Annotated in this window: 18 protein-coding genes; 11 read left to right on the plus strand and 7 right to left on the minus strand. The window is 46.1% G+C overall.

Translation table 11 applies throughout. The annotated features are described in order from the left end of the window. Positions 1-15: 15 nt before the first annotated feature. Positions 16-2,052 carry a methyl-accepting chemotaxis protein gene (locus tag ACO0LB_RS12765; protein WP_423049563.1) on the minus strand — a complete coding sequence of 679 codons (2,037 nt, stop codon included), beginning with the start codon at positions 2,050-2,052 and terminating at the stop codon, positions 16-18. 366 nt (positions 2,053-2,418) lie between these two features. On the opposite strand from ACO0LB_RS12765, the gene ACO0LB_RS12770 reads away from it, so the two are divergent. The 6 genes from ACO0LB_RS12770 (at position 2,419) to ACO0LB_RS12795 (ending at position 9,146) form a co-directional block, all read left to right on the plus strand. After that, complete coding sequence (locus tag ACO0LB_RS12770; RefSeq protein ID WP_423049565.1) at positions 2,419-3,711, plus strand: HD-GYP domain-containing protein; 1,293 nt, start codon at positions 2,419-2,421, stop codon at positions 3,709-3,711. Positions 3,712-4,024: 313 nt separating this feature from the next. Next, positions 4,025-4,495 carry a MarR family winged helix-turn-helix transcriptional regulator gene (locus tag ACO0LB_RS12775; RefSeq protein WP_423049567.1) on the plus strand — a complete coding sequence of 157 codons (471 nt, stop codon included), beginning with the start codon at positions 4,025-4,027 and terminating at the stop codon, positions 4,493-4,495. Continuing rightward, the gene (locus ACO0LB_RS12780; RefSeq protein ID WP_423049569.1) at positions 4,492-6,528 is read left to right on the plus strand and encodes an FUSC family protein; all 2,037 of its coding nucleotides are present in this window, start codon (positions 4,492-4,494) and stop codon (positions 6,526-6,528) included. Before ACO0LB_RS12775 ends, ACO0LB_RS12780 begins: the two co-directional genes overlap by 4 nt. Further along, on the plus strand, positions 6,525-6,734 hold the full coding sequence (locus tag ACO0LB_RS12785) for a DUF1656 domain-containing protein (protein WP_423049571.1): 210 nt from the start codon (positions 6,525-6,527) through the stop codon (positions 6,732-6,734). The genes ACO0LB_RS12780 and ACO0LB_RS12785 overlap by 4 nt, the downstream gene beginning before the upstream one ends. 1 nt (position 6,735) lies before the next feature. After that, the gene (locus ACO0LB_RS12790) at positions 6,736-7,632 is read left to right on the plus strand and encodes a biotin/lipoyl-binding protein (protein WP_423049573.1); all 897 of its coding nucleotides are present in this window, start codon (positions 6,736-6,738) and stop codon (positions 7,630-7,632) included. Beyond that, positions 7,629-9,146 (plus strand): efflux transporter outer membrane subunit, encoded by a 1,518-nt coding sequence (locus ACO0LB_RS12795; RefSeq protein WP_423049575.1) that lies wholly within the window; start codon positions 7,629-7,631, stop codon positions 9,144-9,146. The genes ACO0LB_RS12790 and ACO0LB_RS12795 overlap by 4 nt, the downstream gene beginning before the upstream one ends. Positions 9,147-9,262: 116 nt before the next feature. Here ACO0LB_RS12795 and ACO0LB_RS12800 read toward each other — a convergent pair whose 3' ends face one another. Then, complete coding sequence (locus ACO0LB_RS12800; protein WP_423049577.1) at positions 9,263-10,162, minus strand: LysR family transcriptional regulator; 900 nt, start codon at positions 10,160-10,162, stop codon at positions 9,263-9,265. A 182-nt stretch (positions 10,163-10,344) separates the two neighbouring features. Between ACO0LB_RS12800 and ACO0LB_RS12805 the strand changes: the two genes are divergently transcribed. Continuing rightward, the gene (locus tag ACO0LB_RS12805; protein WP_423049579.1) at positions 10,345-11,178 is read left to right on the plus strand and encodes a DODA-type extradiol aromatic ring-opening family dioxygenase; all 834 of its coding nucleotides are present in this window, start codon (positions 10,345-10,347) and stop codon (positions 11,176-11,178) included. Next, on the plus strand, positions 11,175-11,861 hold the full coding sequence (locus ACO0LB_RS12810; protein ID WP_423049581.1) for an alpha/beta hydrolase: 687 nt from the start codon (positions 11,175-11,177) through the stop codon (positions 11,859-11,861). The genes ACO0LB_RS12805 and ACO0LB_RS12810 overlap by 4 nt, the downstream gene beginning before the upstream one ends. 67 nt (positions 11,862-11,928) lie before the next feature. Here ACO0LB_RS12810 and ACO0LB_RS12815 read toward each other — a convergent pair whose 3' ends face one another. After that, positions 11,929-12,411 carry a DUF4188 domain-containing protein gene (locus tag ACO0LB_RS12815; RefSeq protein WP_423049583.1) on the minus strand — a complete coding sequence of 161 codons (483 nt, stop codon included), beginning with the start codon at positions 12,409-12,411 and terminating at the stop codon, positions 11,929-11,931. A gap of 235 nt (positions 12,412-12,646) precedes the next feature. On the opposite strand from ACO0LB_RS12815, the gene ACO0LB_RS12820 reads away from it, so the two are divergent. Continuing rightward, positions 12,647-13,753 carry a patatin-like phospholipase family protein gene (locus ACO0LB_RS12820; RefSeq protein WP_423049585.1) on the plus strand — a complete coding sequence of 369 codons (1,107 nt, stop codon included), beginning with the start codon at positions 12,647-12,649 and terminating at the stop codon, positions 13,751-13,753. Positions 13,754-14,212: 459 nt separating this feature from the next. Continuing rightward, positions 14,213-16,516, plus strand: coding sequence for a sensor histidine kinase (locus tag ACO0LB_RS12825; protein ID WP_423049587.1), 2,304 nt, complete (start codon positions 14,213-14,215; stop codon positions 16,514-16,516). Between the two features lie 99 nt (positions 16,517-16,615). Here ACO0LB_RS12825 and ACO0LB_RS12830 read toward each other — a convergent pair whose 3' ends face one another. The 3 genes from ACO0LB_RS12830 to ACO0LB_RS12840 form a co-directional block, all read right to left on the minus strand. After that, the gene (locus ACO0LB_RS12830) at positions 16,616-16,888 is read right to left on the minus strand and encodes a hypothetical protein (RefSeq protein ID WP_423049589.1); all 273 of its coding nucleotides are present in this window, start codon (positions 16,886-16,888) and stop codon (positions 16,616-16,618) included. Positions 16,889-16,975: 87 nt separating this feature from the next. After that, positions 16,976-17,716: a hypothetical protein gene (locus ACO0LB_RS12835; RefSeq protein WP_423049591.1), complete on the minus strand. Its 741-nt coding sequence runs from the start codon at positions 17,714-17,716 to the stop codon at positions 16,976-16,978. 199 nt (positions 17,717-17,915) lie between these two features. Further along, complete coding sequence (locus ACO0LB_RS12840) at positions 17,916-18,875, minus strand: polysaccharide deacetylase family protein (protein ID WP_423049593.1); 960 nt, start codon at positions 18,873-18,875, stop codon at positions 17,916-17,918. Between the two features lie 272 nt (positions 18,876-19,147). Between ACO0LB_RS12840 and ACO0LB_RS12845 the strand changes: the two genes are divergently transcribed. Beyond that, entirely contained in the window at positions 19,148-19,471 is a 324-nt protein-coding gene (locus ACO0LB_RS12845) for a CzcE family metal-binding protein (protein WP_423049595.1), read from the plus strand. Positions 19,472-19,555: 84 nt separating this feature from the next. Here the strand turns inward: ACO0LB_RS12845 and ACO0LB_RS12850 are convergent. Beyond that, positions 19,556-20,010 (minus strand): DUF4214 domain-containing protein (locus ACO0LB_RS12850; RefSeq protein WP_423049597.1); only part of this gene is annotated, 455 nt, incomplete at its 5' end.

The raw sequence follows: 20,010 nt of genomic DNA on the forward strand, positions 1-20,010 counted from the left end.
TACTCAGGGACGCATTTATTCAAGTTGCAAATGTTGTTTATCCGGAGAATAGGCACGTGCCTGAGATGTTGCAGGAAGAATATTGTCTGACACCTTGAAGACACTGACGGCTTTAACCAGCTTGCTAGCCTGATCCTCCATATTTTTAGCACCAGCTGCAGCTTGCTCGACTAATGCTGCATTTTGCTGCGTCATTTCATCCATTTCTGCGACTGCCTGATTGATTTGTTCAATACCGGAACTTTGCTCGCGGCTTGCAGCACTGATTTCTGACATGATCAGAGTGACTCGCTCAACTGCATTGACGACTTCGTTCATGGCATCGCCGGTTTTTCCAACGAGTTGATTCCCGGCATTGATTTTGTCGACCGAATCGCCAATCAGGATCTTGATTTCTTTTGCAGCATTTGCTGAGCGTTGCGCCAGATTGCGTACCTCAGTTGCAACGACCGCAAACCCGCGTCCTTGCTCACCTGCACGTGCTGCTTCGACAGCCGCGTTTAGCGCAAGAATGTTCGTCTGAAACGCGATTCCATCAATGACGGAAATAATATCGACAATTTTTCGTGAGCTGTCTTGTATTGAACTCATCGTCTGCATGACCTCTGATACAACGCCGCCCCCTTTTGCTGCAATGTCGGACGTAGTTAAGACCAGATTATTCGCATTCAGAGCACTCTCAGAATTTTGCCGTACCGTACCTGTCAGTTCATGCATGGATGCGGCGGTTTCTTCTAATGAACTTGCTTGTGATTCGGTGCGCGCGGAAAGATCTGCGTTACCCACAGCAATTTCCTGCGCAGAATGAAGAATCTGTGTTGTGTTTTCTCTGACTTGTTGTACGACCGTGGTCAGGCCTTGACCAATACCATTAATGGCTGTCATTAACTGACCAATTTCATCCACACGGACAACATTCATCGATACGGTTAAATCGCCATGAGCAAGGCGTGTGGCTGCGTCACGAACCTGACGTAAGGGGAGACTTAAGCGATGGCGGAGTGTGAAGTAAATACTCGCACCCATGCCCAGCAACAGAATAATCGCGAAAACAATAATTTTTTGCATCAGAGCACTAGATTCTTTAGTGAATTCATTACCATAGACGCCACCCGCAATCAGCCAGTTCCATTTCGACATTGTTTGGAACGATACCAATTTTTCCCGTGCTTCTGTTTCACCGAGTTCCTTATTGATCCAGGGATAACGTATAACACCTTGTTTCCGCTCCAGCATTTCCTTGATAAATGCATGACCACTGGAGTCTTTAGATTCCAGGACACTTTGTCCTTCTTTGCTGGTGTGTATCATCAATACGCCATAGTCTTTGCCTGGATTTGCATTGATGGCATAAAAGTAACCTGTAGCACCAATTTTCAAAGTGCGGATTTTATCTTTTACTTGTTTGATGGCATTGGTGAAATCTGATCCGACAAAAAGCAAGCCGATGACTTTGCCTTCTTTGGATTTCACAGGCTCATACTGAGTAATGTATTGCTTGCCAAATAAAGTGATATTGCCAACATACACTTTTCCATTTAATGCATGTTGGTAAGCCGGGCTTTCGTGGCTGAGTTCCGTTCCGATAGCGCGATCACCGTTTTCTTTTTTTAGCGACGTGGCAATACGTACAAACTCATCGCCTTTTCTGACGAAGATGGTCGCTATACCACCAGTCTGTTGCTCAAATTGATCAACATGAGACAGAGTTAGATTCAATGTTGTCTCACCAGATTTAAATACTGGCGTGGGTGTCCCATTGATGTCGATATTTTGGTTGGTATCGATAGAAAAATCATCTTTGAACTGACTTCTGAATACCTGAGCATATACATGGATTTGTCGTTCCAGGTTATCTTCCATATTCTCCAGCATACTAGCTACCAGCTGGGTTCTGGCAGTCACATCTTCGGTAGTAAAGCGCTCGACTTGCTGGGTGAATTTGTAATCGATAAATGCAATAAAAACGATAAACAAAGCACTGACAGAGGTAAATGTGGCTAGCGCAAGCTTTGCTCCTACGCTCCATGTTCGGATGCTGGTAAATTTCATTGATCTCCCCCTGCTAAAGTTTCTACATTCAGACTATTTTTATCGTCCGTGTAGTTTATTATTAAAATTGCTCATTTCATATCCCTAGATGCTTTAGGGGTATGAAAACGATTGTATTTGATATTGAATTAATACCAGTTGGTTATATTGCAAATAATCAACAGATTGATGATATTTAACAATTTCTCAAAGAAATTCTATTTAATCTTTTCAAAATAACTTCAGTTCCCTGTATCTTGCCCAGATCCTTGCCTAAAAAACAGCTTCATTCAGTACTTCATATTTTATTAATAAGAGTCTTATGCATCCATTTGTCGCTTTTATACAGTATTCCGTTGCTGAACAAGTAGTTGTGCAGGCTTCATCATGAACGATGCAACTGAGCTGATTTCTATTGAAGACGTCAGAGTGGGTATGTTTATCAAACTTGATTTGAACTGGTTTGAACACTCGTTTTCAATGAATTCTTTCAAAATTGTAAGCCAGGACGAGATCGTCAAATTACGGGAACTCAAATTGGAGAAGGTGCGTGTCGTGCCATCCAAGTCTGAATCTATTTCTTCCGATCAGTCAGAGGTAGCAACGCCAGAACCTGCACCCATTCAGGACCTGACTCCTGCAGTAACAGTGTATGCAAGTTTGAATGAGGCGAAACAAGCCCGATTTGAGAAGCTGAAAAAACAAAAAGAAGAGATGGCGCGGGTTGAAGACAAATTCGTCAACGCCGCAGCAACAGTAAAAAGTATCGATAAGTTGATCTTTTCCAGACCGCAGGAAACTCTGCAACAGGCGGGTAAATTAGTTGATAGCATCGCGGATGTTTTCAAGGATGAAAATTATAATTTCATGTACCTGATACAGCAGGCTGGTGTGAAGGAGGAAATGTATTTTCATTCTCTGAATGTGTCTATTCTTGCTATGACACTCGCACATGAATTGAAATGCTCTCCAGGACAAATCAGAGAGCTTGGTATGGCAGGGCTATTTCATGATGTGGGTAAAGTCAACATCCCCGAAAAAATCTTGAATAAGAAAGATGCGCTGAATAAAGCAGAGCAAAATTTCTTTGAATTGCATCCTCATTATGGTGTTGAGGTAGGAAAACAGGCGGGGATGTCAAAAATCATGCTGGATGTGATTGCAAAACATCATGAGTATCTTGATGGTAGTGGATATCCCAAAAAATTGAAATCTGATTCCATCCTGATGCCTGTCAGAATCGTAACGATTGCCAATGTCTACGACAATCTCTGCAACCATATTGATCCTCAAAAATCACTGACGCCGCATGAGGCGCTCTCATCCATGTATATACAGAGGCGCAGCCAGTTTGATACCTCAATCATGGCGACGATGGTCAAATCTTTGGGGATATATCCGCCGGGTACGCTGGTTCGTTTATCGAATGGTGCGATCGGGCTAGTGGTGAATGTCTCGATTGGCGAGCCGATGCGACCACAAATCCTGGTGTATGACGAGAGTGTTCCTAAGGATGATGCGATTGTTCTGGACTTGTCTGCGGAAAGTAAAAAAATCTACATTGAAGCAAGCTTGCGACCTGGTATGTTACCAAGCAACGTATTTGACTATCTGAATTTGCGTAAGCGGATTAATTACTACGTTGACACCAAAAAAACATCCAATAATGTAGTGCATTAATGTTGATTGACACTGGCCAGACTTTTACACTTTGCAAACCATTGCACAGGATGGCAGCCATTCGATTTCTTCGTTCATTACATCCCGCTGATTTGTCTGGACGAGCTTTTCTACTGACAGATTGAGCTTGAAAGCTGATCCGTTCAAATTCTGATTGTCGAGGCACTCCACGCGACTATTTCACGCATGTCGATAATTTCTTGCATCGTTTAACTGTTGCAGAACGCAATGAAAGTATTTTCTTGTTTTTTTTCAGGCAATTGATTAGTATGCTAACTATTAGTAAGATAATTAAATGCATGTGAAAATATATATGACTGACTATGATTTAACACTGATGCGGCTCACCACCTCCCTGACGCAGGTAGCGCGGGCTTATAAGGCATCTGCTGACAAGATGACTGGTGATTTTGATTTATCGCATGCATCCGCCTGGCCGGTGCTGATGATAGGGCGTTTAGGGGATGGTGTTCGTCCGGGAACAGTCGCAGATGCACTGGGTCTGGAGCCACCTTCGCTGGTACGTATCATTGATCAGTTAATTGATTCTGGTTTGGTCGAGCGTCATGAGGATATGCATGACCGGCGTGCGAAGACTTTACACCTGACAGCGAAGGGAAAACAATGCGCCTCAGCGCTGGAAGAGGCATTGATTCCGTTTCGCCGGGCTTTATTTGTTAACATGGAAAAAACGGATGTTGAGGCGAGTGTCAGGGTATTGGAAGGTTTGCATGTTGCCCTGACAGGAAGTGAAGTTGCTTTTGGTACCCGTAAAATATCGTGAAACGTCCGACCACGAGCGAATTGTTATTTTCGCTGAAATGTTTTGCTGGTTCTATGCTGGCGTTGTATCTGGCATTACTGATCGGCTTGCCACGTCCATTCTGGGCGATGATGACTGCTTATGTTGTTGCAAGCCCTTTTTCTGGCACAGTCCGCTCTAAGGCAGTGTATCGTGTTGCCGGCACGGTTCTGGGTTCTATCGGAACGGTACTTTTGGTGCCGTCATTGTCAAATGCACCAGAATTATTGTCTTTGATGTTGGCATTCTGGGTTGGTGCTTGTTTGTATATTTCATTGCTGGATCGCACTCCCAGGTCATATGTGTTCATGCTGGCTGGGTATACGGCAGCGCTGATTGGTTTCCCGGCGGTGGCGGAGCCGGCGAGTGTGTTTGATGTTGCTCTTGCCCGGGTTGAGGAAATCACGCTGGGTATTACATGCGCAACCCTGATACATACGTTGGTATTTCCCCAGAGTCTGGGACAGGTTCTGATGCTCAGAATCGATCGCGCGCTGGACGATGCCCAGCATTGGATCAAGGATGTGATGTTCGGACGCAGTCAGTCGCAGGTTGCTAATGACCGCCGTATTCTTGCCACAGATGTGACGGATCTGCGATTGATGGCGACCCATTTGCCATTCGATACCTCTCATTTGCGCTGGACGTCAGATACTGTGCACGCACTGCAGGACAGAATGGCGCTGCTGGTGCCCATATTATCTGCGGTTGATGATCGTCTGCAGGCGCTGGAAGCAGAAGATCCGGACAGCTTGCAAGGCACGTGGCATCAGCTGAGGCAAGACATTGTTATCTGGATGCAGGAAGGTAAAGATGCCGATCCTGCAAAGGCAGAGCAGTTTCATCAACGTTTATTGACCTTGGCTCCGACTATTCGCTCTGATGCAAGCTGGAGTGAACTATTGCAGGTCAACCTGGCATCGCGTATGCGTAGCCTGATCAATACCTTTGCTGAAAGTCTGAAATTACGCAGACATATTCATGCCGTATCGCAAGGCGCAGCGCCATCAGATACTTCGTATGTTCCGGGGCAGGCACCGTCAGTCTTGCACAGGGATCATGGAATGGCGCTCAGGTCAGCTATCGCTGCTGTGGTGTCTATTTGTGTTTGTTGTGCGTTCTGGATTTTGACAGCATGGCCTGCGGGTTCTGGCGCAGCCATGATGGCAGCCGTCTTTTGCTGCTTCTTTGCGTCTCAGGATGATCCTGTTCCCGGGATCAAAATATTTTTGCATTACACCATCGTATCAATTCCAATTTCTGCTTTTTATTTGCTGGTTTCTTTGCCCGTGGTGAATAGTTTCGACATGTTGGTGCTGGTATCGGCTCCTATTTTTCTGATACTTGGGGTATTCATTGCCAGACCAGCGACGACGGCACAAGCCATGGCAACTCTATTCGGCGTAGCTGGCATGTTGAGTATGCATGACACAAACACCGCGGATATGGCGTCATTCATCAACAGTATGCTGGCGCAATTGTTGGGCATCAGTGCAGCGGCAGTTTTTTCTAAATTGTTACGTTCCGTGAGTGCGCAATGGGCGGCAAGGCGGTTGCTACATGCTGGCTGGAGTGAGTTGATTCAGATGATAGAATCTTCTCAGATACCTTCTGTCACTGCGGTAACCGCACGCATGCTGGATAGGATCGCGCTGCTGACGCCGCGTCTGGCGATGAATGCCTCTGCTCAAGACCATAGTGCCGTTGATGCATTGAACGATTTACGTGTTGGATTAAATATCGCGCAATTACGGAATCTGCAACAACTGTTGGCATTACAGGGGCTGTCCCTGGAGTCACTGATGGATAGTCTCGCGGAGTATTTTCGTAGTCAGTATGCGCAGCCTGAAGAAACCAGTAAGTATTTGCTGACGTTAATTGACCGGCTCTTGCACTCGGTATGTCGGCTGGCCAACGGTGACATACAGCGTGACGCCGTGACAGCTTTAACCAGCATACGACGCGATTTATTTCCATTGGCTGCCAGCTATCAGACCTTGAAGGAGTTGCCATGAAAGGCGAATTCAGTATTTACGGTATTTATATTCCGTGGTTATTGCTGTTGGCGTTGTTGGCACTACTTCTGGCGCGTGTTTGTAGTTATCTGTTGGCGCGAACTGGGTTTTATCGTTGGGTATGGCATCCACCATTATTTGATCTTGCTTTACTGATTACCTTGTTGGGTGTGCTCACTTTCTTTTTATCAAACGGGCTGAACTGATATGTCCTTTAAAATTTCTTTTCCTGCGCTTGGTCGCGTTGTGGTGACACTGGCGATGAGCGGCGTCGCTATCCTGGCTGGTTTGTATTTATGGAAGCATTATGAAATTGAACCATGGACACGGGATGGGCGCATTAAAGCGAACGTAGTGCAGATTGCACCCGACGTGACAGGTCAGGTAACTGCGTTATATGTTCATGATAATCAGCGAGTCAGTGTTAATCAGGTTTTGTTTGAAATAGATCGTTCCCGGTTTGAGCTGGCGTTACGTCAGGCGGAAGCTGCGGAACAGGCACAGCGTACGGCACTCGCTCAGACCTTGAAAGAGGCACGCAGGAATTCCGAGCTACATGACTTGGTATCGCAGGAAATTCGTGAGCAGGGCGATGCCAGAGTCGAGCAGATGCGTGCTGGTCTGGCGCAGGCCGTTGTTGCCCGCGATCTAGCCAGACTTAATCTGGCTAGAACTAAAGTAGTTTCTGCGATCAATGGCGTGGTGACCAATCTGGATTTACAAGCAGGCACTTATGTCACCGCAGGGCATCCTGTGATGGCACTGGTTGACCGGGATTCATTTTATGCAGAAGGCTATTTTGAAGAAACCAAATTACCGAATATTCATATTGGTGACCACGTTTCTGTTTCCCTGATGGGTGATACACATTTGCTGAATGGGCAGGTAGATAGTGTTGCCGAAGGGATTGTCGACAGAGATCGCACAACCGGCAGTAATTTACTATCCAGCGTCACACCAAACTTTAATTGGGTACGTCTGGCACAGCGTATTCCGGTTCGTATCCGGCTTGACCGCATACCAGACAATGTACGGCTGGTCGCCGGACAGACGGCGACCGTTGCCGTACAGAGCCGTTTGACTACCGAGCGGAGCGTACAATGAAGATCCGCGTAGTATTTGCCTCTGCAGGCATGCATCGTAATCCATTGAGGGTATTACGGCATTGTTTTGTTCTTTCTTTGTTATCAATCAGTCTGGTCGCTTGTAATACGGTCGGGCCAACATACCAGTTGCCTCAGCAGGCTGTGATACAACGTGCTGACGCTGCACGTCCGTTTATAGAGGTAAAGAAAGCCAAAGAAAACATCTATCAGCAAATTCCGTTGCCTGCACATTGGTGGCGCTTATATCGTACGCCAGCATTGGATCAACTGATTGAAAAAGCATTTGCTGCGAATACCGATGTGCGGATTGCCGCCGCCAATCTGCTACGCGTCAGAGCTATACAGGATGAGACAGAGGCGGCGACACAACCGGTTTTCGGTGTGAACGCTGCTCCTGGTGTTGGGCGCTCGTCGGCCGCAGCCAAAGGGTTGAAAGCTGCTTTGCCGAATGGAACCGTGCATGAGGCTGGTGTCAGTGTCGCGTATCAGTTTGATCTGGTCGGCAAGCTGGCACGGGCCATTGAAGCAAGTGATGCAGACACGCAAGCCGCGCAGGCTGCATATGATCTTGTCCGTGTAACGATCGCCGCCGATACTGCAAGAGCGTATGCCGATATCTGTTCTTCAAGGCACCAAATGCAGGTCGCGCAGAAATCGATTGATTTGCAACAGCAATTTCTTGGATTGACTGAGCAGCGATTACAAGCAGGCCGTGGAACGACGCTCGATACCAGTCTTGCCCGCGCTCAATTGGCACAATTGCGCTCAGTAGTTCCGCCGTTACAGGCGCAGAACCACGCTGCACAATATCGTCTTGCTGTGTTGACCGGAGAATTACCAGGAGCACTGTCGGCGGACGTGATTGGTTGCGATACCATGCCACGGCTGACCAGTGCGTTGCCCGTAGGGGATGGCGCCGCCTTATTGCGCCGGCGCCCTGATATTCGTCAGGCTGAACGGGGATTGGCTGCGGCTACCGCGCATATCGGCATCGTAACGGCTGAGTTATATCCGAGCATCAGTTTTGGATTTTCTGCTGGTAGTACAGGCACTTTGCCTCAATTTGGCGCGACCAATGCTTTTCACTGGAATTTAGGACCTTTGTTGTCGTGGACTGTACCTTCCACGGGAACTGCACGAAGCCATATTGCACAGGCAGAAGCGGCTACTCAGGCAGCACTGGCACGTTTTGATGGTGTAGTATTGAATAGCCTGAGAGAAGCAGAAACGGCGTTGACAGTGTATTCGCATGAGTCAGCGCGTCATGCAGAATTAATGGAAGCAAAAAAACAGAACGTGATTGCCGCAGAACAAGCGCATACATTGTTCCAATATGGACGTACGGATTTTCTGAATGCGTTAGAGGCTGACCGCATGCTGGCTGCGGCAGAAAGTGCGCTTGCCGTATCGGAGGCGCAACTGGCAACGGACCAGATCAATTTGTTTATGTCTCTTGGCGGAGGATGGGAAACTGGCGATGACGTGTTGGTACATGCCAGTAACAGTCAATAGCAGTCAATAGCAGCCAATAGAACATAATAGAAAACAATATCAGCGGAATCCTTACAAACGCGCTATAAAAAACGTTCTAATCATCGTTATAGCCGGGGGGCAGGCCATTTTGCCGTTCACCAGTTTTTTTGTGTCTCGGCAAAATGTTTCGTTAAAAAATCAATCAGGGCGCGTACTTTCAAAGGTACATGTTTGCGGCTGGGATACACCGCATAGATTCCCATCGTCATGGCTTTCCATTCCGGCATTAGCTCAATCAGATCACCGGATACCAGATCATCTCCGACCAAAAAACTGGGTTGCAAAATAATGCCCTGATCGGCCAGCGCAGCGACCCTGCAGGTATCGCCGCTATTAGTGTGGATGCAAGCACTGGTCTTAATGCTGACGTTACCTGGAATTCCCTGAAAATGCCACTCGTCACCGGATGACCAATAGCTGTAAGCAATGACGGCATGACTGGCTAGTTCGGAAGGATGGCTTGGTTGTCCATGCAATTGCAGATAGGCTGGGGAGGCACATAAGACCATACGCGTTGTCGCCAGGCGTTTGCTGATCAGCGTTGAGTCAGGCAGGGTGGCGATACGGATAGCAACATCGTAGCCTTCATCTAGCAGATCAACAATGCGGTCGCCCAACGTGACGTCCAGACTAACCCCGGGATACTGCGAGCGGAACTGCCCCCATAGTGGAGCCAGATGCAGTATTCCGAATGTCACTGGCGCATTGATACGTATTAACCCGGTCGCTGTATCGCTGTGCGAAGTGATTTCTGCTTCGGCTTCATCAATCTCGATCAATAACTCTTTACAGCGAGCATAAAATACCCGTCCTTCTTCTGTGAGTGATAAACGCCGGGTCGTTCTTTGTAGCAGTCGTACTCCAAGCCTTGCCTCCAGATCACTCACGTAACGAGATATCGCAGCCTTAGACATATCCAGTGTGCTGGCTGCTTTGATGAAGCTGGTGGCATCAACGACAGCCACAAAGGTTTTCATTTCCAGAAATTTATCCATTGTCTCAATATAAGGAACAATTAATCCACTAATAGGTAGTTTATCTTCATTATTAAAGACGATAAAGTGAATGCATCCGATCAATCCGATCAATCTGATTACGCTGATTAATCGAATTAATCACATTAATACAATCTGCTATGACTCAACAAAATAGCAGTTACTTACAGACTGGATGTTGCATGACTACCGCTCCCGTTTTATTTATCTCTCATGGCGCTCCCACATTCGCCCTCGAACCCGGCCAGCTGGGGCCACTATTGGGTTTGCTGGGAAAGAAACTATCTGATATCAACGCGGTACTGGTGGTGTCACCACACTGGCAGACGCATGCTGTTCAGGTGATGGCGCATCCTGCACCGGCAACCATACATGACTTCGGCGGTTTTTCACCAGCGTTGTATGACTTGAGTTATCCAGTCGCTGGTCATCCACAACTGGCAACAGACACCATGCAATTGCTGAAAAAAGCAGGACTGGATGCCAGTCTTGATGAGCAGCGCGGGCTTGATCATGGTGCCTGGGTGCCATTGATGCATCTATTACCCGAGGCGAATATTCCGGTATTTCAGGTATCGATGCCAGTCGGACTCAATACTGCTACTGCTTTTAGATTTGGTCAGGTGCTGTCCGCATTACGGCAACAAGGTGTGTTGATTCTGGCATCGGGCAGCATGACACATAATCTTTATGAAGTCCGTATGTCGTCGGACCGGGCAGCGGAGTATGTACTTGCCTTTACCGATTGGGTCAGAAGTGCGGTGAGAGATGGGGCCAAAGAAAAACTGATCGACTATCGACAACTGGCTCCTGAAGCTCAGCGTGCACATCCTACCGAGGAGCATTTTTTGCCTTTGCTGGTGGCGCTGGGTGCAGCGCAGGACGCTGCTGTGCAAGTAATTGATGGGGGTGTCAGCCATAGCGTGTTATCGATGGAGTCTTACGTCTGGGGACTGAATCCGGATATTGGCAGCAAGACGGCCGCTGCTTCAATCACGACAGGAGTAGCATCATGAGTCATCAACTACCTAGTTTAAGTTCATTGCACCAGAGCGCAGAGTTTTCGCTGGCGTTCAGAATCAGGCAGACAGAGATCAATAATCCTAAAAAATGCCTGTTTCTGCTGCACGGCGTTGGAGGAGCAGAAAGTAATTTATATGATTTTTCTTCGGATATTGATCACGATACTTTGGTGATTTATCCGCGCGGCCCGCTTCAATTAGGGATCGAGCAATTCGCTTGGTTTCGTGTCGCCTTTACTGAGCAAGGTCCCCGTATTGTCGAGGCAGAAGCAGAGCAAAGTCGTCGGACGTTGATTGAATTTGTATCTCAGATACAGAATGCCTATCAGATTGTTCCTGAACATACTGTCATTGCCGGCTTCAGTCAGGGAGGTATTCTGAGCGCCAGCGTCGGGCTCAGCGCACCAGAAAGTGTTGCGGGGTTTGCCGTATTGTCTGGCCGTATCTTGCCTGAGTTGCAAGCGCATCTGGCTAATAAGTCACGCCTGTCGACAATCCAGGCCTTTCTTGGTCATGGCGAGTACGACACAAAATTACCGGTAGTCTGGTTGCATCGTGCAGATCAGTTGTTGTCGGAATTAGATGTCGCCCATCAGACACACCTTTATCCAATAGAGCATGGCATCAGCCCTGAGATGCAGACTGATTTTATGAAATGGTTAGCCGGAGTAGCGTGAATGACAGTGCGCATTGTTGCCAGGGCAGGCAGCCATGTCTATGATTAAACGCATAATCTGACAAATATTAAGACGACTCGCGTTGCGCATCTAATCTGCCTCTTGCAGATTGCCTTCCACCTGAGGCACTCTGTAATTCTTCGGCTTTACCGAGGCCAAAGGTCGGCATGTTGACGTAAATATTTTCATAGGTACCCGCTGACGCCATATAGGTTTCATGCCAGATACCGACTGATCCGTCTGTACCTATCGCCTTATTGAAAGCCTGCCATGCAGGAAGATGCTGGGCTTCCTTATTTTTGGCATAAGCCAACAGCTGCTCCATGGAGCGCCAGTATTGCACCTGAATAATCGTCCGCGAAAACCACATTTCTGCATGTAACAAGCCCGAGTCCGGCTGGCTATGTAATTCCTTTAACATTCGTGGCATCGCGGATGCAACGGGAAGCCATTTATGGATGTGGAATGGCTTATTGATCCGCATGCCAATCAAAAAAACGACAAAGTCACCTTCCAATGTCGCAGTCAGACGTTCTCTGTGTAGCATCATCGTCGAAACCTTATGTCTTAAATAATTATTTTGGGGAGATTACTTCATTTGTCAGAGGTATTACCGATGCTTCAGCTAATATGCTAATGTTGACCTAAAGTAAAATTATTTTTATTAACATACGGATTTCACACGCTCGACATGCTCATTTTGCCGCATCGTCAGACTCAGCATGTTGTATGTCTTTTTGCGACCAGCGTCATGCATCGTGCTACTTTTCCAGGAACATAACAACATGTCAGAACACTGCAATGTCTTGATTTTACAAGGTGGTGGCGCTCTCGGCGCCTATCAGGCCGGTGTCTATGAGCAACTGCACAAAAGCGATATGCGTATTGATTGGGTGATCGGTACCTCAATTGGAGCAATTAATGCCGCACTCATTGTCGGCAATCCACCTGAGACCCGCATACATCAATTAAGAGGATTTTGGGATAGCTTATCACCCGATGCGACACATCGTGCCAGTTTCTGGCCTTCCATGGCTCCCTGGACAGAGGTCACCAGTACCATGAACACGATGGGCGCATTGATGAACGGCGTGGATGGATTTTTTAAGCCACGCCCGGGTGCGCTTTGGAATATCAATGCCAAAGTCCCTTTAAGTCAGGCAGGCTTTTACGATACGACGCCGCTAAAAAGTACACTGGAAAAATACATCGATTTTGATTATCTGAATCAGGGTCACATCCGCCTTTGCGTATGTGCAGTTGATTTGGATAATGGGCAAAGCGCAGTATTTGATAGCAGCAAACAGCGTATTACTGCCGAGCATATTATGGCGAGTGGTGCCTTGCCCCCTGGGTTTCCGCCGATAGAAATCGATGGGCGCGCATATTGGGATGGTGGTGTTTATTCAAATTCTCCATTAGAAATTTTTCTTGAAGAAGAAGCTAAACATGATGCCTTGTGTTTTATGGTCGATTTGTGGGATCCGACAGAAACCAGGCCAGCATCAATTGCTGAAGCAATGGCGCGCTATAAAAGCATTCAATACGCCAGCCGCTCTCGCGAACATTTGCTGAGTCATCAGAAAATTCAGGATTTACAACGTGCTATCAGAACCTTGACCCAACATTTACCTGAAGAAAGCCGCCACAGCAAAGAATTGCAACCGTTGATCAAACTGGGATGCGAGCATACGATTCAGGTAATTAATCTGATCATGAAAGCATTGCCGAATGACGATTATTTTAAAGATGTGGATTTCAGCAGCAGCACCGTACAAACACGCTGGCAGTCCGGCGTTCATGATTGCCAGCGAGCACTCAGACACAAAGCATGGCTGCAAACATTACCTCCGCATGCAGGATTGATCATTCATGAATTACCGCAAGAATAATTTCCATTCAGATAAGGACTCGCAGTGAAGTCGATACCTAAATCAGCCATCTTGATATTGAGTTTGTTCTTGCTCAGCGCCTGTCAAAAAGCAGTGCGAGATCACGAACCTTTGACATTCACGATTCGGGGAGATACAGGTAGTGCTTTGTATCCATTGGAAGTCACACAGCAGAATGAAGATATTGTGATCCAGTTAAAGCCAGCTGCTCCACTGCCGGCGTTGTCATCCATGGACAGCAACGGAAAAGAGTCTGACTACAATTTTAAATCTGCTGGACAGACTTTGACTGTGCCTGACAAATTCGATCATTTATGTTTGCGTCATTCTGGAGCTGGTACGATAGAAATCATCAGAAAAAATGTGAACATTCGTTCAACATGTGATGCGCCCCATTGAGCAACGAGTAACACGCATCAGTTTTTTCATAGTTCGCTATTGTCTTAACATAAATGCAAAATGATATCTTTATTTAAACGAGGATCAAGAACCAGGCTCTCCACTTTGTTAACCGGTGGTGTTACTGTGATCGTGATTGTCACAGTATTGTCTGTACTTGCTCTCGTCGATCATTTTGCCAACAACTATGCGCAAAGAGAAGCAGAGCAGCGGTTACGACAATTGTCATGGCAAATGCGTGACGAGCTCAATCTGGTTATGCAAAAGACCGTGGGTGACGCACAACTGCTTTCTAATCTTGATCACGTGAAGAATGCTCAAAGTAATAACGACATTCGGAACATTCTCGAAAATCTTCAGCGAACGTTTTCTGCGTATGCCTGGATCGGTCTGGCAGGGCCCGATGGTACTGTATTAGCATCGACCCAAGGCCTGCTGGAAGGTCAGAGTGTTAGTCAGCGCCCATGGTTTCAGCAAGGTCAGAAGGGAATTTATTTTGGCGATTACCACCCTGCTTTACTACTGGAAAAGCAGTTGCCTTATGCAAATGACCCATGGCGCTTTGTTGATATCGCTATTCCCATTTTTCGATCGGATGGTAGCTATCGTGGTGTGATTGGTGCGCATTTGAGTTGGCACTGGGTGAGAAATATCGCTAAAACTTTACTGGTACCCGCAGACAAACAATATGCCGTAGAAATTATGATTGTTCGCAGCGACGGTACGGTGATCCTGGGCCCTAAAAATTTAGAAGAAAATAAAATTAATGTCGCTAGCCTGACAGCATCACGCAAAGGAAAAAGTGGAGCGATCGAGGAGGTGTGGGCCGATGGCGAGACTTACCTTACTGGCTACGCATTATCAGGTGTAGGGCAAAATTATCCTGCAGTGAACTGGAGTATTCTGGTTCGTCAGCGCAAAGATACCGCAATGGCTGCTATGCATAATTTGGAGCGGGAAATTTTGTTACTTGGTGGAATACTAGGCGCAGTTCTGGCCTTTTTTGCTGCCATACTGGCACGAAAAATTTCCTCCTCTTTAATGGCACTGAGTGCATCCATTGAAGCACATGGAAGTAAGCAGACAGTTGCGCCCATTCCCATTATTGAAGGTTTCTACGAAGCGCATCTTTTATCGGTTACTTTGACTGAGATGGTGCAAAAAGAAGAACAATATCTCAAAAAAATTGAGCATATTAATGCAAGTCTGGAATCGACGGTGATTGAGCGTACGTCAGAAATCGAACAGAAAGCACGTCAATTAGAGATCGCTCTGGAGCATCAACATCAAACCCAGAAGCGATTACAGGCGGTGACGGATAATTTGCCAAGTGTGATTACGTTCATGGACAAACAGGAACGTTATTTGTTTGTGAATGAATATGTGACGACAGAATTTGGTATTCCTTCCGATTACATGATCGGTAAAACCTTACGGGAGATTGTCGGGGAAAAGTTCTATGCAGGCATTGCTCCATATGTACAGGCAGTATTGCGAGGCGAAATGGTCAGTTTTGAAGGTGAAGGAGTCTTGAATAAGCGGTATTACTTCTTTCAATCTATTTATGTGCCCGCCAGAAATAATGCAGGTGAAATTGAGGGTTTTTATGCAATGACGTTTGACATTGCAGATCGTAAGCGGATAGAAGCGATTAAAAACGAGTTTGTCTCTACGGTTAGCCATGAGCTACGCACACCTTTGACCTCCATTAATGGCGCATTACGCTTGATTGATTCGGGCATCGCAGGTGACATACCGACAAAGGTAAAAGAACTGACGACGGTGGCCATGCGTAATGCCGATCGGTTGTTACGTCTGATTAACGATATTCTGGATATGGAAAAATTCGCTGCCGGGAAAATGGAATTTAATTACCGCATTAGTCCTTTACATTTATTAATACAAGATGCTATCAGCACAAATACTCCTTATGCAGAACAGTTTGGTATTCAATTGGAGTATGTAGCGAATGCGACTGACAAAGTTGAAACCGCTGAAGCTGCGGTTGTCATGGTCAGAGTGGATATTGATAAATTTAATCAGGTTCTGACCAATTTATTGTCCAATGCCATTAAGTTTTCTCGCAGTTCTGGTGTCGTGAAGGTGAGAACGAGTTTGCTCGGCTCTGATACCGTTAAAATTATCGTAGAAGATAATGGCTGCGGAATTCCAGCTCATTTTCACGATAGAATTTTTAAGAAATTCAGCCAGATTAATGATCCGGATCATAAAGTCAAAGGGGGGACAGGGCTTGGTCTGAATATCAGTAAGACAATCATTGAACACATGGGCGGCAATATGGGATTTCACTCTGAAGCTGGTATTGGCAGCCAGTTTTTCTTTACAATTCCGATTGCTAAATGACTAGTGCGCCGTTGATCGATATAGAGGACATTAACGTTAATCTACTTGTCATTTCTTGATGCGTCATGTTTCAAGATTTCAAAATTTGGTCAGAAATAATCAAGGGAAAATGCTGATGCGACCAAGGCTGGAAAATACGACAGACAGCACGGTTTGCCATCGACTTAATACACTTGCACTGATTGCAACAGGGAAAATATAAAAGGGCGAAAATGATGTTAATGCCCCGGTATATTTATCGAACCAGTAAATCATTGCTTCCAGAAGTAGCAAACAAAGAAAAATCCAGCTTTTATCGATAGTTAGAAGAATGGTTTCGATCGCATTAAAACGTTTTCTGCTAGGCAGGAAATATTTTCTTGAATTATCCATATCGAATGCAGAAGAAAAAAATGGTCATTATTTCGATTTCATCAAGGAGTAATTCGATATGCAGTTTAATCAGTCAACTGTTTTCAGCTAGGCCTGAGTCGCGACAATATTGCCGGTTTTTTGAGCACCCTGAAGATTATTGCTCAAATTTTGCAGAAAACTAGACAGACTAGCACCGCTGGCAGTTTTTCCTTCTGCGGTCAGTAAGCTGGCAAAACTCTGTTGCAGATCGGAGAGCGTTCCGCTTGATGTGGTTGATGTCGTAGATGCTGTTGACGTGCTGGAGCCGGATGTACTTGTCGCCGTGCTACCTGATGTAGCAGAAAGTTGTTGTACCAGGCTTTGTAAGCCATTTTCTAGCTGACTTAAGCCACCTCCATGATGATGGCCACGATGTTCACCAATACCGGATACGTTATTTGATCCAGTGCTTGATGTATTACTTGTGGCAGTGCTGTTGTTGCTACTCGAATTTGTGTTTTGATTGCCCGCTTGCGCTTGTAATGCCGCAAAGAGGCTCTGTGCAAAAGCGGCAAGTGCCTGCTGCGGGTCTTGTGTTGTTGTGCTGTTAGCACTCGTATTGCTATCTGTTGAGGATGTTGCTGTACCTGTGGAAGATGCCGCTGCTGTGCCGGAATCTGATATTGTGATCCCTAACTGTGACAGCGCTTGCGTAATCGCAGCTGACAATTTTCCACCGCTCCTTTGAACGCGTCCGCCATCGTTATCTCCATCACCATCTCGTCCCTGATTACGGGTAGATGAAACACTGGATGTTTGCTGTAACGTCGCAACAGTATTGTTACTTCCTATTGATGAGATTGCCATGATTCTTTCCTTTATCTGCTTGATTGTTTCTAGATTTCAAAACCTGTATTGGGTCTTTTTACTATAGACAATCGTGATTCGTTCAAATGAAAGAATAGAAGGGTTTTCTCATCTGACTTGTGAGACTTTGTAACGATAAGGTACTTATATCCCTGATGGATACATTTTGAAAGAAATGCAATGTTATTTGTTACATGGATTAACGCAGGAATTTCTGAAAATTCTGATCATCCAGACGTTTAAACACATAGCCATCTTCTATTAAACGTTGAATGATTTCCTCTAAACTTTTCAACGTGTTGGCATGAATTTCATGCATCAGAATTACACCGCCGTTATGTGCTTTCACGGATGAGACAACATGCTCAACATAATTTTTCCGGTTCTGTGGAAGCACGCCACAACTGAGTGCCTCTTTCATATCAACGCTGCCCTTGTGATCAAACGCCCAGTCGCAAGAATCGATGTGCCAGCCTACAATTTTTTGATCCAGTTGCTTTAATTGCAGATTTGTCTCACAGGTGGAATTGCCGTACGGATAGCGGAATAATTTTTGCGGATTCAGGGGACTGAGCAAAGATGTGCTTTTCTCTATCTCTGTGGCTTGTTCTTGTGTCGTGATATCGTGAAAATTAGGATGACTCCAAGAATGATTTCCTATCAACGCATATCCCGAATCCTGAACCAGTTTCACTAATTCTGCATGTGCCTGTACTTTCTCACCAATCATAAAAAAACTGGCAGGAACCTTATATTTTCTCAGGATGGAAAGGATGAATTCTGTTTGTACAGGATCAGGGCCGTCGTCAAACGTCAGAGCAATTTCTTTGGAAGGGGGAGGGGAGGCAATTTCCGACTCATAACGACAGTGCTGCTTCAGCGTTTCTTCATCAGAGCTTAAACGTTCTTTTAATTTCAGCAGCTTATGTTGCTTAATCTTGTGCGTTTCTTCTTTTAAATGCAGGGTGTGATCGTCGATAACATTGTCCGCATGGACATTCGACATCAGTAAGATAAGACTGACAGCGGATATTTTGTATTGTTTCGTCTGAAAAGCTAATGTAATGTTGTTAAAAAATGTACGTAACATAGAGATAAATAAGGATGAGCAGTGGTGGGATAGTTTTTCTGAGCCGCTATTATCCTCACTTATTTTCATTTTTGCTCACGATAATCACTGATTGGTCATCACGAAGTAATAGTAGAAAATTGATCCTTTTATTTGTTGTGAAAATAGTTTTATTTCGATTATCGCAATAATGCATTCCTGAATCTCTTATTTTTCTTTTGGTGAGCAATAGTTAGACTATTTCTATCGATGAATACGTCTTGCTATGTTAGCTCGACTATTCGCCGAAGTAGTTTCTGAAGGCTGCATCAGCTCTGATGTGCCTCGATCAGATGCTCATATCGGATTTTTGGGAGATTAAAATGAATGCGATTAAATCAGTTTTGGCTGCTGGACTGTTATCAATTGGTACGTTGGCTTTTGCACAAACACCTGCAGATTTATCACTGCTGGGTGACTCAGCTCCTGTTACTGCCGCAACACGAACGATTGTACTTACGCCTTCAACGACATTCGTTAATGTCACTGGCGGTGAAACAATCAAATTTATCGTCGGCGAAAAGTCTTTTGCGTGGAATTTTGATGGCCCAGTGTCATCTTTTGACTTAAAAAGAGTTGCTCCAGCGAATATGCTGGAGCAAACCTTAAAAGTGTATGTAGCCCCTAACCCAACGTATTTTCCTTAACTCAGCCTTTGATGCTTGACGGCATCACGTATCCAATCCGAGTACCGGGGTAGGCAATCGGATTCGTACTCATCCGCCCGTTGGTCAAGCCATAAACCGAGCGGAATACTCAGGAGAATTAATAAACTGCCCGATCAGGGTCACCGCATCCGTCCCCTGCTGCCCCAGCAACTGATTAAATGTCGCCGCATCCGGCGCATGCCCCAGCAAACCTACATAATCCAGCGTCAGCGATACCTTGCTTTGTGACGCTGCCTTAAACTCCGTAGACTCCGTAAAGCCCGCCAGCATATTGCCCCGGCTTAATCCCTGCCCCAGCTGCCCCTGCCAGTACGTCTTACCCGCCGCATCTGCCGGCCTGTACAGGATATTCTGATACATCCTGTCCACAAAGTCCCCGTCATTCAATGTCCCATAGGTGCTCTGGAACTCAAGTCCAGCCACGAACGCACTACTGACGTCTTTTAACATCACACCGGTTTTCTCCTGCGCAATCCAGTACGCCAGACCCTCTCTGTCCGGTAAGCGGTCAAAGGCGC

It is taken from the genome of Undibacterium sp. SXout7W, assembly GCF_049339385.1.
In the GTDB taxonomy this organism is placed as follows: Bacteria; Pseudomonadota; Gammaproteobacteria; order Burkholderiales; family Burkholderiaceae_D; genus Undibacterium.